9 protein-coding genes are annotated in these 12331 nt (G+C 66.0%); 3 read left to right on the forward strand and 6 right to left on the reverse strand.

What is annotated here, in order from left to right; all coding sequences use genetic code 11:
- Positions 1 to 28: 28 nt before the first annotated feature.
- The 5 genes from ACF8C6_RS03105 to ACF8C6_RS03125 all read right to left on the reverse strand — a co-directional run bounded on the left by ACF8C6_RS03105 (position 29) and on the right by ACF8C6_RS03125 (position 4765).
- On the reverse strand, positions 29 to 1927 hold the full coding sequence (locus ACF8C6_RS03105; protein ID WP_392497964.1) for an MFS transporter: 1899 nt from the start codon (positions 1925 to 1927) through the stop codon (positions 29 to 31).
- Between the two features lie 100 nt (positions 1928 to 2027).
- Positions 2028 to 2357, reverse strand: a complete 330-nt coding sequence (locus ACF8C6_RS03110; protein ID WP_392497965.1) for an AzlD domain-containing protein — start codon at positions 2355 to 2357, stop codon at positions 2028 to 2030.
- Positions 2357 to 3067, reverse strand: coding sequence for an AzlC family ABC transporter permease (locus tag ACF8C6_RS03115; protein ID WP_392497966.1), 711 nt, complete (start codon positions 3065 to 3067; stop codon positions 2357 to 2359). The genes ACF8C6_RS03110 and ACF8C6_RS03115 overlap by 1 nt, the downstream gene beginning before the upstream one ends.
- Positions 3068 to 3365: 298 nt before the next feature.
- On the reverse strand, positions 3366 to 4190 hold the full coding sequence (locus ACF8C6_RS03120; protein WP_392497967.1) for an AraC family transcriptional regulator: 825 nt from the start codon (positions 4188 to 4190) through the stop codon (positions 3366 to 3368).
- 5 nt (positions 4191 to 4195) lie between these two features.
- Entirely contained in the window at positions 4196 to 4765 is a 570-nt protein-coding gene (locus ACF8C6_RS03125; protein ID WP_392497968.1) for a GNAT family N-acetyltransferase, read from the reverse strand.
- Positions 4766 to 4913: 148 nt separating this feature from the next.
- Here ACF8C6_RS03125 and ACF8C6_RS03130 point away from each other — a divergent pair, with 148 nt between their 5' ends.
- From ACF8C6_RS03130 to ACF8C6_RS03140, 3 genes are all read left to right on the forward strand, one after another.
- A complete protein-coding gene (locus tag ACF8C6_RS03130) occupies positions 4914 to 8387 on the forward strand; it encodes a NahK/ErcS family hybrid sensor histidine kinase/response regulator (RefSeq protein WP_392497969.1) in 3474 nt (1157 codons plus the stop codon).
- Between the two features lie 139 nt (positions 8388 to 8526).
- On the forward strand, positions 8527 to 9225 hold the full coding sequence (locus ACF8C6_RS03135) for a pirin family protein (protein ID WP_392497970.1): 699 nt from the start codon (positions 8527 to 8529) through the stop codon (positions 9223 to 9225).
- A 67-nt stretch (positions 9226 to 9292) separates the two neighbouring features.
- Positions 9293 to 10549: an MgtC/SapB family protein gene (locus ACF8C6_RS03140; protein ID WP_392497971.1), complete on the forward strand. Its 1257-nt coding sequence runs from the start codon at positions 9293 to 9295 to the stop codon at positions 10547 to 10549.
- Between the two features lie 178 nt (positions 10550 to 10727).
- Here ACF8C6_RS03140 and rmuC read toward each other — a convergent pair whose 3' ends face one another.
- Positions 10728 to 12089 carry a DNA recombination protein RmuC gene (gene rmuC / locus ACF8C6_RS03145; RefSeq protein WP_392498169.1) on the reverse strand — a complete coding sequence of 454 codons (1362 nt, stop codon included), beginning with the start codon at positions 12087 to 12089 and terminating at the stop codon, positions 10728 to 10730.
- Positions 12090 to 12331: the final 242 nt, after the last annotated feature.

The following is a 12331-nucleotide window of genomic DNA, read 5'->3' on the forward strand; positions in this document are numbered from 1 at the left end:
ATTGGCGGGCTTTTTCTTACAGCTCGGCTCAGCGTTGATCACCACGCAACTGCGCCACCTGCTCCTGCAGTACCAGCCTGCCGGTGTCCGGCGGCAGCGGCTGGCCAGCGATCAGGTTGATCCGCGACCAGAAGCGCTTGAACAGGCCCTTGTGCGGAGCACGGCTGAAGAAGCTGCCCCACAACCCCTGCAACGCCATCGGGATCACCGGTACCGGGTTGGCCGCGAGGATGCGCTCGACCCCGGCCTTGAACTCGTCGATCTCGCCATTGGTGGTCAGCTTGCCCTCGGGGAAGATGCACACCACCTCGCCCTCCTCCAGGTACCTGGCAATACGCGCGAAGGCCGCCTCGAACACCTGCGGGTCTTCGTTGCGTCCGGCGATGGGCACGGTGCCGGCGGTGCGGAACACGAAGTTGAGCACCGGCAGGTTGTAGATCTTGTAGTACATGACGAAGCGCACCGGCCGGCGCACTGCGCCGCCGATCAGCAGTGCATCGACGAAGGACACGTGGTTGCACACCAGCACCGCAGCCCCCTCGTCCGGGATCACGTCCAGATTCTCGTGGCGCACCCGGTACATCGAGTGGCTGAGCATCCAGATCAGGAAGCGCATGGTGAACTCGGGCACGACCTTGAAGATGTACAGGTTCACCGCGATGTTCATCAGCGAGATGGCCAGGAACAGCTGCGGGATGGTCAGCTCGGCCACGCTCAGGAACAGAATCGAAACAATGGCCGCCGCCACCATGAACAGCGCATTGAGGATGTTGTTGGCAGCAATCACCCGCGCCCGCTCATGCTCCTCGGTGCGCGACTGGATCAGGGCGTACAGCGGCACGATGTAGAAGCCACCAAACATACCGATACCGAGAATGCAGCCAAGTACCCACCACGCCTGCCCCACGCCGAGCAGGCTGAGCCAATCGTAGCTGGCCGCCGCTGGCGGAAAGCCGCTGGAACATGCCCACAGCAGGATACCGAACAGGCTCAACCCCGCCGAGCCGAACGGCACCAGACCGATCTCCACCTTGTGCCCGCTCATCCGCTCGCACAGCACCGAGCCCAGGCCAATACCCACCGAAAACACCGCGAGAATCAGTGTCACCACGCTCTCGTCACCGTGCAGCAGCTCCTTGGCAAAGGCCGGAATCTGCGTCAGGTACACCGCGCCGAGAAACCAGAACCACGAGTTGCCCACCAGCGAGCGCGACACCGCCGGACGCTGCCCCAGGCCCAGGCGCATGATCTGCCAGGTCTGGCGGAAGATGTTCCAGTCCAGCTGCAGACCGGGCAGCCCCGCCGCCGCCGCCGGGATGGCGCGGCTGGCCAGGTAGCCGAGCACCGCTACCAGCACCACGCTCCCCGCCACCAAGGAGGCATAGCTGTCACTGGCCAGCAACACGCCGGCGCCGATGGTGCCGGCGAGAATCGCCAGAAAAGTGCCCATCTCCACCAGGGCGTTGCCGCCGACCAGCTCGTGCTCTTCCAGCGCAGCCGGCAGGATCGAATACTTCACCGGGCCGAACAGCGCCGACTGGGTGCCCATGGCGAACAGCGTGGCCAGCAGCAGCGGCAGGCTGCCGAGCAGAAAACCGGCCGCACCGAGCAGCATGATCAACACCTCGGCCAGCTTGATCTGGCGGATCAGACGGTCCTTGGCGAACTTCTCGCCGAACTGGCCGCCCAGCGCCGAGAACAGGAAGAACGGCAGGATGAACAGCAGTGCACAGAGGTTCACCAGCAGGTCGCGGTCGGCAAAGTCGATCAGCGACTGGCTGTCTTCTTCGAGGCTGAGGCGGAACAGAATCGCGAGGATCAACCCCTGCTTGAACACGTTGTCGTTGAACGCGCCGAGCAGCTGAGTAATGAAGAATGGCAGGAAGCGCCGGGTGCCGAGCAGGGCGAATTGCGAGTGTTGGGTCATCGTCCTTGTACCTGTCTGAGGCCAAACGGCCGTCCTGCATTGGACTCCATCTGGCCTGCGCAAAGCCACACCCGAATGCAGCTTTTGCGCAGTGACAGGCTCAGATCGGCAGCTGCCCCAGTGCCCAGCGCAGCAGGAAGAACACCAGCAGACCGCCGCCGATGGTGGCCAGTAGATGACGGGTCAGCGCCGCGATGGCGATGGTCGCCAGGCCAGCCAGCAGGTAGGCGTTGTCCAGGCTCAACGCCCAGTGCTGGCCGTCCGGCAGGAACATGCCGGGCACCACAATGGCGGTCAGCACGGCGGTCGGCACATAGTGCAGGCCCTGGCGCACCAACGGTGGGAAGCGCAGGTCAGGGAAGGCGAACAGGCTGTAGCGGGTGGTGAAGGTGATCGCCAACATGCCCAGGATCAGTATCCAATTGTCCATCACAGCTCCTTGTCCAGCAGCAGGCGATAGCGCTGTTCCAGCACCACGCCGACAATAATTCCGGCCGCCGCCGCAGCCATCAGGCCGAGCTTGTACGGCAAGCCATGGCAAACCAACGCTACCGCACCCGCCACCAGCGCCGCCGCAATCTGCGGGCGATTGCGCAGCATGGGCACGACGATGCCGATGAAGGTCGCAAGCATGGCGAAATCCAGCCCCCAGGCGCCGATGTTCGGCACCGCCTGGCCAAACAACAGGCCGATCAGGGTGCAGGCCAGCCAGTTGCTGTACATGGCCAGACCGGCGCCGAGGAAATACCAGTGCTTGTAGGGCGACGCATCGGTCTCGGCATAGCGGTGCTGGACCACGGCAAACGCCTCGTCGGTCAGCCAGAAGGCCAACGGCACGCGCCAGCGCTTGGGCAGGTGGCGCACGAAAGGCTGCAGGGTGGCGCTATACAGCGCATGGCGCAGGTTGACCACCAGCGTGGTCAGCCACAGCACCAGCAGCGTGGCACCGCCACTGAGCAGGCTGATGGCAATGAACTGGGCGGAGCCGGCGAACACCAGCACCGACATGCCGAGGGTCTGCCAGGGCGTAAGGCCAGCAGCGCCGGCCAGGCTGCCATAGATGATGCCGAACGGCATGGCGCCGAGCAGCATCGGCAGCATGTCGCGCAGGCCTTGGAAAAACTCGTGTTGACGGGACATGTAACCTCCTTGAGCCGCGGAGGTTAACCAATAGGTCAGGTTGGGTCTTGAACAATCTTGCGCATATTAAGAACGCCTGCCGAGGACAGCGGCAGGATGGCGTTGCGTTTCAGCGGAATGAGCTGCAAGGAGTCGCGGTTAAGCCGCACACAAAAGCATGGCCCACATGATCCGCTCCGCGACCAAGGCCCCTCCTAGCAGTTATCTCTAGCTTGAGTGGGAGCGGTTGGGCGGCACTCCGCTTCGGCCGCGATTTAGGTGAGGCTTGATGAAGATAGGTACCCGCGCGGCTGAGTCATCAACCTGCACAGGCGCTGCGATACTCGCCCGGCGCCACGCCATAGGCCTGCTTGAACTGGCGGGTGAGATGGCTCTGGTCGGCATACCCCAGTTGCAGGGCCACGTTCAACGGCGTGCAGCCACTTTTCAGCAGCGCCCGCGCCTGCTCCAGGCGGCGTTGTTTGAGCCAGGCATGCGGCGGTAACCCCGTAGCGCGGCGGAACACTCTGGCGAAGTGGAAGGGCGACAGATTGACCCCCGCCGCCAGCGCTTCGAGCGATGGCGGCTCGGCCAGGCTGGCCGCCAGCAGCTCCTTGGCCCGCACCACCGCGCCCGGCTCTCTTCCGGCCGGGCGCGTCGAGGGCACCCGGGCATAGCGCTGCAACAGAAGCAGCATGGCCTCGCGCCAGAACGTCTGGCGCTGCAGCGCCGAGCTGTCCGGGCTCTCCAGCAGGCGGTGCAACTGAATCAGCAGCGCCACCAGCTCGGCGTCACGATGCACGCTGTCAGCGAACATGGGCACGGAGCCATGAGGCAGTTCGAGCTCCGCCAACAATTCGCAGAACTGCTCCGCACGTGGATAGTAGACACGATAGCGCCAGCCCTGGTCGCTGGCCTTGGAGCCGGTATGCACCTCGCCCGGGTTAAGCAGGGCGATACTGCCCGCCGCCGCCAGGTGCTCGGCGCCACGGTAGCGATAGCGCTCGGCACCCTCCTCCAGCACGGCAATGGCGTAGCCTTCGTGCAGATGAGGGTCGAAGCTGTGCTCGATGAAGTGTGCGGAGAGCAGCTCCAGCCCCTGCAGATCGGTTACTGAACTGAAACGAGACTGTTCGCCGGTCATGCGGCTCAGGCGCCGAAGCGCACTTCCAGGCCCAGTTTCACCTGCGGCCACTCGCCATCGGTGATGCTGAACATCACGCTGTCATCGAGACGGCCGTCGGCCAGGCGCCGGTGGTTGCGCAGAACGCCTTCGCGTGTCGCGCCGAGCTTGGCGATGGCGGCCTGGGAGCGCAGGTTGCTGCCGGCGGTTTTCAGCTGCACGCGTACCAGCTGCCACTCCTCGAAGGCGTGGCGCAGCATCAGGTACTTGATCATCAGGTTCAGGCCGCTGCCGTGTTGGCGTGCATCGAGCCAGGTGTAGCCGATCTCGGCAGCCGGCAGCACCGGGTTGAAATCGAAGAAGCGCGTGGTGCCGACCAGCTCGCCAGCCAGGCGAATGGCGAACACCACGGCGCGACCCTCGCGCTGATCGAGCAGTGCGGCGCGATACCAGTCCGGGCGCTGGGTACCGCTCATGTACTGCTGGTTGTCCCGGTTGACCTCGGCCAGTTCCAGCAAGGTCGGAAGATCCGCCTCGGTCAATGGTTCCAGACGCAGCGCGCCGTGCTGCAGGGTGATGGGGAGGGGCTGGAACATCGGAACAGCTCTTCTTGAAACGAAAACGGCCAACCACGCTATCAGCCCGCAGCGCCCGTCTCAAGCGTCCTGCGACCTTGGTCGCCCCTGACGAACGGCACGCTCCGTGCGAGACTTAGCACAAGCTGCCCCCACTGTTGGAGCCCGCATGTCGCTGTCCGGCGGATTGATCGCCTTTGTCGCCCTGGTCTACATGGCCATTCTGTTTGCCATCGCCTTCTACGGCGACCGCCGCCGTGCGCCGCTGCCGCCACGGATGCGCGCCTGGGTGTACAGCCTGTCGCTGGCGGTGTACTGCACCAGCTGGACCTTCTTCGGCGCGGTAGGCCAGGCCGCTGGAGAACTGTGGTCGTTCCTGCCGATCTACCTGGGGCCGATCATTGTCCTGCTCTTCGCGCCCTGGGTGCTGGAGAAGATGGTGATCATCAGCAAGCAGGAAAACATCACCTCCATCGCCGACTTCATCGCCGCCCGCTACGGCAAGTCACAGAGCCTGGCGGTGGCGGTGGCGCTGATCTGCCTGGTCGGCGTACTGCCCTACATCGCCCTGCAGCTCAAGGGCATCGTCCTCGGCGTCAACCTGCTGATCGGTGCCTCGCCCAGCCTCAAGGGTCAGGACACCGCCCTGATCGTGTCGCTGATACTGGCCGTATTCACCGTGCTGTTCGGCACCCGCAACCTGGATGTTACCGAGCACCACCGTGGCATGGTTCTGGCGATTGCCTTCGAGTCGCTGGTCAAGCTGCTGGCCTTCCTGGCCGTCGGCGTCTTCGTCACCTGGGGCCTGTATGACGGCTTCGGCGAGCTGTGGAGCGAGGCCCGCCAGACCCCGGAACTCAACGAGTTCTGGGCACATACCGTGAGCTGGCCAGCCATGCTGGTACAGACCGGCCTGGCGATGGCGGCCATCGTCTGCCTGCCGCGCCAGTTCCATGTCAGCGTGGTGGAAAACAACGACCTCAGCGATCTGCGTCTGGCGCGCTGGGTGTTTCCCGCCTACCTGCTGCTGGCCGCACTGTTCGTGGTGCCTATCGCCCTGGCTGGCCAGCTGCACCTGCCCCGAGGCGTGCTGCCGGACTCCTTCGTGATCAGCCTGCCGCTGGCCGAAGCACACCCGGCACTGGCCATGCTGGCATTCATCGGCGGCGCCTCGGCCGCTACCGGCATGGTCATCGTCGCCTCGGTGGCGCTGTCGACCATGATTTCCAATGACATGCTGCTGCCGCTGCTACTGCGCCGGCAGAGCACCGAGCGCCCCTTCGAGGCCTTCCGCCACTGGATGCTCAGCGCCCGCCGGGTAAGCATCCTGATCATCCTGCTGCTGGCCTATGTCTGCTACCGCCTGCTCGGCACCAACGCCAGCCTGGCCACCATCGGCCAACTGTCGTTCGCGGCCATCGCCCAGCTCGGCCCAGCCATGTTCGGCGCACTGGTATGGAAGCACGCCAACCGTCGCGGCGTGTTCGCCGGCCTCGGCGCCGGCAGCCTGGTGTGGTTCTACACCCTGGTACTGCCGCTGATGGCCGGCGGCATGCGCTGGTCGCTGGACCGCTTCCCGCTGCTGCCGGAGCTGCTGTATTACCCGGTCGGCATCGAGATCGACCCGCTGACCCGCGGTGTACTGCTGTCGTTGGCGGCCAACTGGGCGATCTTCGCCCTGGTGTCCTGGTTCTCCCGAACCCGCGTCTCCGAGCACTGGCAAGCCGGCCGCTTCATTGGCCAGGACTTCGGCAGCCGCCCCGGCGGACGCAGCCAGCTGGCCGTACAGGTGGCAGACCTGATGGAACTGGCAGCCCGTTTCGTCGGCGAAGAGCGTGCCCGGCAGAGTTTCGTGCGTTTCTCCTATCAACAGGACAAGCCCTTCAACCCCAGCCAGAATGCCGACAGCGAGTGGATCGCCCATACCGAGCGCCTGCTCGCTGGCGTGCTCGGTGCCTCCAGCACCCGCGCCGTGGTCCGTGCCGCCATCGAAGGCCGCGAGATGCAGGTCGAGGACGTGGTACGCATCGTCGACGAAGCCTCGGAAGTGCTGCAGTTCAACCGTGCCCTGCTGCAGGGCGCGATCGAGAACATCACCCAGGGCATCAGCGTGGTCGACCAGAACTTGCGACTGGTGGCCTGGAACCACCGTTACCTGGAGTTGTTCGAGTACCCCGAAGGCCTGATCGGCGTCGGCCGGCCGATTGCCGACATCATTCGCCACAATGCCGAACGCGGCCTGTGCGGCCCGGGCGAAGTGGAAAGCCACGTGACCCGCCGCCTGCACTGGATGCGCCAGGGCAACGCGCACACCTCCGAACGCCTGTTCCCCAACGGCCGGGTCATCGAGCTGATCGGCAATCCCATGCCCGGCGGCGGCTTCGTCATGAGCTTCACCGACATCACCGCGTTCCGCCAGGCCGAGCGCGACCTCAAGGACGCCAACGAAGGCCTGGAGCAACGGGTCGCCGAACGCACCCAGGAGCTGTCGCAGCTGAACCAGGCGCTGAGCGATGCCAAGGCCAACGCCGAAGCGGCCAACGCCTCCAAGACCCGCTTCCTGGCCGCCGTCAGCCACGACCTGATGCAGCCGCTGAACGCCGCCCGCCTGTTCTCCGCCTCCCTCGCCCACCAGCAGGAGGCCCTGCCGCGCGAGGCCCGCGAGCTGGTGCGCCACCTGGACAGCTCGTTGCGCTCGGCAGAAGACCTGATCACCGACCTGCTGGACATCTCGCGCCTGGAAAGCGGGCGCATCACCCCGGAGCGCCACGTCTTCCCGCTCGGCCAGCTGATCGACGCCCTGGGCGCCGAATTCAAGGTGCTGGCCCAGGAACAGGGCGTGGATTTTCGTCTGGTCAGCAGCCAGCAACGCATCGACAGCGACCCGCGCCTGCTGCGTCGGGTACTGCAGAACTTCCTCACCAACGCCTTCCGCTACGCCAGGGGCCATGTGCTGCTCGGCGCCCGCCGCGAAGGCCAGTACCTGCGCCTGGAAGTCTGGGACCGCGGGCCCGGGATTCCCGAGGACAAGCGCAAGGTGATCTTCGAAGAGTTCAAACGCCTGGACAGCCACCAGACCCGCGCCGAGAAGGGACTGGGCCTGGGCCTGGCGATTGCCGACGGCCTGTGCCGGGTGCTCGACCACCGCCTGGAAGTGCGCTCCTGGCCCGGCAAGGGCAGCGTGTTCAGCGTGCGCGTGCCGCTGGTGCGCGGACCTGCCCCGCAACCTCAGCCGGTGCTCTCCGCCAGCGAGGTCAATGGCCACAGCCTGGGCGGCGCCCAAGTGCTGTGCATCGACAACGAGGACAGCATCCTCACCGGCATGCACAGCCTGCTGTCGCGCTGGGGCTGCCAGGTGTGGACGGCGCGCAACCGCCTGGAATGCGAGCATCTGCTGGACGAGGCGGTGCAGCCGCAGCTGGCCCTGGTCGACTACCACCTGGACGAGGGTGACACCGGCACAGAGCTGATGGCCTGGCTGCGCACACGCATGGGCCAGCCGCTGCCCGGCGTGGTGATCAGCGCCGACGGCCGCCCCGAACTGGTGGCCGCCGTTCATGCGGCGGGCCTGGACTTCCTGGCCAAACCGGTCAAGCCTGCGGCCTTGCGCGCACTGATCAGCCGCCACCTGCCACTCAGCTAGGCTCAACCCAACGCACAAATAATTTATTTAGTCGATATTAATGGCCGGTTTTTTGCGCTTTTTATCAGCAATAAATCGATAGATCATCCCCTCCACATCCTGCGGCGCACTCTGGCGCCCAGGCCACGGAGCCATCAACATGATCGACGTACGCCCCTTCGCCTCCCTCGGCCACGCCGACCACGGCTGGCTGAATGCCCGCCATCATTTCTCCTTCGCCGAATATCGCGACCCGGAGCGAGTCAACTGGGGACGCCTGCGCGTCTGGAACGATGACGAAATCGCCGCCGGCTCGGGTTTTCCGCCGCACCCGCACCATGACATGGAAATCATCACCTACGTCCGCGAAGGCGCCATCAGCCACCGCGACAACCTGGGCAACCAGGGCCGCACCGAGGCCGGTGACGTACAGGTGATGAGTGCCGGTACCGGCATCGCCCACTCCGAGTACAACCTGGAAGCGGTGACCAGCAAGATCTTCCAGATCTGGATCATCCCGGATCAGCAGGGCGAAGCACCGTCCTGGGGCGCCAAGCCGTTTCCCAAGGGCGAACGTGCCGGCCAGTTCGTCATCCTGGCCAGCGGCCACGGGAGTGACGAAGATGCCCTGCGCATCCGCGCCGATGCGCGCCTGGCCGCCGCCACCCTGAATGCCGGGCAAAGCGCCGAGTATCCGCTGGGCCATCTGCGCAAGGGCTACCTGGTGGCCGCCAAGGGCCGCATCGAGGTCAACGGCGTGGCGGCCGACGAGCGCGACGGCGTGGCCATTGCCGATGAGGCGGTGGTACGCGTGACCGCCCTCGAAGACAGCGAGGTGGTGCTGGTCGACGTGGCTTGACCTGGAGCAAGCGGCAGGACGCCGCGAGCGGCTAGACTGCGCCCATCGGCCAGCCGAAGGAACGACCATGCCAGCCAGTCTCGAACTTGTCCTCGATATTGCCACCGCACTGGCTGCCGGCCTGCTGATTGGCGCTGAGCGGGGTTGGCGCGCTCGCGCCAGTGACGACACCCATCTGGTCGCCGGCATCCGCACCTTCGGCCTGGTCGGCCTGCTGGGCGGCCTGGCCGCCCTGCTCGGCCAGCAGTTCGGCATAGCCAGCTGGATCGCCGTTCTGGTGGTGGTCGGCCTGCTGGCGCTGGCCGGCTACCTCGGTGAGGTCAAGCGCAGCGGCGACCTGGGGCTGACCAGCGAGATCGCCCTGCTGGTCACCTTCCTTCTCGGCAGCCTGGCGCTGGTCCACGAGCGCAGCCTGACAGCAGGCATCGCCGTGGCAGTGGCCCTGTTGCTGAGCCTCAAGGAGCCCCTGCACAGCGGTTTGCGTCGGCTCTCCGAGGCGGAGCTGTCCGGCGCACTAAAACTGCTGTTCATCTCCCTGGTTCTGCTGCCGGTGCTGCCCAATCAGGGCTATGGCCCCTGGCAGGCCTTCAACCCCTACGCGGTGTGGTGGATGGTGGTGCTGATCGCCGCCATCGGCTTTGCCGCCTATGTGGCCATCCGCGTCATTGGCACTCGCCACGGCATGCTGGTCACCGCGCTGCTCGGCGGCATCGTCTCGTCTACCGCCATGACCATGACCCTGTCGCGCCTGCATGACGGCCGACAGCTGCGCGCCCTGCTGGCCTGCGCGCTGCTGGCCACCTCGGCGCTGATGTTCCCTCGGGTGCTGCTCGAAGTCGGGGTGGTCAACCCGGAGTTGCTGCCCTCCCTGCTACTGCCGCTGAGCCTGGCCGGACTGGTGTATGCGGCCGGCGCCCTGGTGTTCTATCGGATTGCCGACGGCGAGCTGCGCGAAGCGATCGAGCCACCGCTGAAAAACCCTTTTGAGTTGGGCCCGGCGCTGCGTTTCGCCGCCCTGCTGGCCGTGATCCTGCTGCTGATCGAGGCCGCACGGACCTGGTTTGGCGACGCCGGGGTGTGGGGCGTAGCCATCCTCTCCGGTCTGACCGACGTGGATGCCATCACCCTGTCACTGGCCCGCAGCGCCAAGACAGACATGGCCGCCGAGCTGGCCGTGCAGGGCATTTACCTGGCCGCTTTCAGCAACAGCCTGGTCAAGGCTGGGCTGATCGCCCTGATCGGTGGCCGCGAGCTGGCCCTGCGCACACTGCCGGTGATGGGCCTCGGCCTGCTGCTCGGCCTCGGCGCGCTGTTGGCACTCTGAGGCAGGTCCCACATGCGCCTGAAGCTCGAGCAGATGCCGAAGGAGCCCTGGCCGCGACGCTTTTGCGCGGTCTGAGTCGCCGCCAAGGCCGCTCCTACAAGCTGTACATTTTTTGTGGGAGCGGCTAGCGCGCGAAACCCACCACCCCTCGCCCCCGCGGTCTCGCCCAGCAGACCGCCTACTCCTCAGCCTCGTCCAGTTGCGGCACGCCGGCGGCACGCTCGATCAGCTCCGGCGGCAGGCTCTTGCTGGCACGGGCGCCAAGCAGCTTGAGATTCTCGACCCGGTTGATCAGGTTGCCGCGCCCTTCGCAGAGCTTGTTGCGCGCCGCATCGTAGGCCTTGTCCAGCTGCTTGAGGCGGCTGCCGACCTCGTCCAGGTCGCCGATGAAGGCAACGAACTTGTCGTACAGCTGGCCGGCACGCTCGGCGATATCGCGGGCGTTCTGGCTTTGGCGCTCCTGCCGCCACAGGCTGTCGATCACCCGCAGGGTGGCCAGCAGGGTGGTCGGACTGACGATCACGATGTGCTGCTCGAAGGCCTCCTGGAACAGGCCCGGGTCGGCCTGCAGGGCGGCGGCGAAGGCTGCCTCGATGGGCACGAAGAGCAGCACGAAATCCAGGCTGTGCAGACCCTCCAGGCGCTGGTAGTCCTTCACCGAGAGGCCCTTGAGGTGGCTGCGCAGGCTCAGCACATGCTGCTTGAGCGCCGCGGCGCGGGCGTCTTCGTCCTCGGCGGCGAGCAGCGCCTGGTAGGCAGTAAGGCTGACCTTGGCGTCGACCACCACCTGCTTGTCGCCGGGCAGCTGGATCAGCACGTCCGGCTGGAAGCGCTCGCCGTCGGCACCCTTGAGGCTGACCTGGGTGTGGTACTCGCGGCCCTTCTCCAGGCCGGCGTGCTCCAGCACCCGTTCCAGCACCAGCTCACCCCAGTTACCCTGGGTTTTCTGGCCCTTGAGTGCGCGGGTCAGGTTGGTCGCTTCGTCACCCAGGCGCTGGTTCAGCTGCTGCAGACGCTCCAGCTCCTTGGCCAGGGAGAAGCGCTCGCGGGCCTCACTCTGGTAACTCTCCTCGACGCGCTTTTCGAAGGCCTGGATGCGCTCCTTGAGCGGGTCGAGCAGCTGGCCCAGGCGCTGCTGGCTGGTCTCGGCGAAGCGCTGCTCACGCTCGTCGAAGATCTTTCCGGCCAACTCGGCGAACTGCGCGCGCAGCTCGTCGCGGGCGGCCTGCAGGTCGGTCAGGCGCTGCTGGTGGTGTTCCTGCTGCTCGCGTAGCTCGGCGGCCAGGCTGGCGCGCTGGCTTTCCAGCTGGCGCAGCTGGCCTTCCTTCTGTTCACGCTCGCGACTCCAGTCCTGCGCCGCCTGCTGCGCCGTCTCGCGCTCGCGACTCAGCAACTCACGCTCACGGCGCAGCGCGGCCAGCTCGGCCTGCTGGCCGCTGTTGTCCTGCTGCAGGGCGCGCAAATCGTCCTGCAGGCCGTCGATCTGTACGCTCAGCCCCTCCTGAGCCAGGCGCGCCTGGGTCAGGCGCTCCTCCAACAGCAGGCGTTCGGCGGCCTGGGCCGCCTGCGCGCTCTGCAGACGCCAGGCCAGCGCGGCCAGGGGTACGGCGCCCAGCAACAGACCGAGTAACAGGTTGGGGAGATCAGGAGCAAAGGACAGAGGCACGGGCACACTCGCAGCGGGTTAAGAACTGTCCGGCAGTATACCCATGGGGCGCTCAGACCTCAGGGCTTGAGAAGCGAGCACTACGCACGAAAGGCCTGATAGGCCATGCAGTTTCT

This window comes from Pseudomonas sp. zbq_18, from assembly GCF_043102245.1.
Taxonomy (GTDB): Bacteria; Pseudomonadota; Gammaproteobacteria; order Pseudomonadales; family Pseudomonadaceae; genus Aquipseudomonas.

Coding starts and splice junctions, on each gene's coding strand:
- ACF8C6_RS03140 (WP_392497971.1), top strand. CDS start 9,293: ATGCCAGCCAGTCTCGAACTTGTCCTCGATATTGCCACCGCACTGGCT.
- ACF8C6_RS03120 (WP_392497967.1), bottom strand. CDS start 4,190: ATGACCGGCGAACAGTCTCGTTTCAGTTCAGTAACCGATCTGCAGGGG.
- ACF8C6_RS03105 (WP_392497964.1), bottom strand. CDS start 1,927: ATGACCCAACACTCGCAATTCGCCCTGCTCGGCACCCGGCGCTTCCTG.
- ACF8C6_RS03115 (WP_392497966.1), bottom strand. CDS start 3,067: ATGTCCCGTCAACACGAGTTTTTCCAAGGCCTGCGCGACATGCTGCCG.
- ACF8C6_RS03135 (WP_392497970.1), top strand. CDS start 8,527: ATGATCGACGTACGCCCCTTCGCCTCCCTCGGCCACGCCGACCACGGC.
- ACF8C6_RS03110 (WP_392497965.1), bottom strand. CDS start 2,357: ATGGACAATTGGATACTGATCCTGGGCATGTTGGCGATCACCTTCACC.
- ACF8C6_RS03125 (WP_392497968.1), bottom strand. CDS start 4,765: ATGTTCCAGCCCCTCCCCATCACCCTGCAGCACGGCGCGCTGCGTCTG.
- ACF8C6_RS03130 (WP_392497969.1), top strand. CDS start 4,914: ATGTCGCTGTCCGGCGGATTGATCGCCTTTGTCGCCCTGGTCTACATG.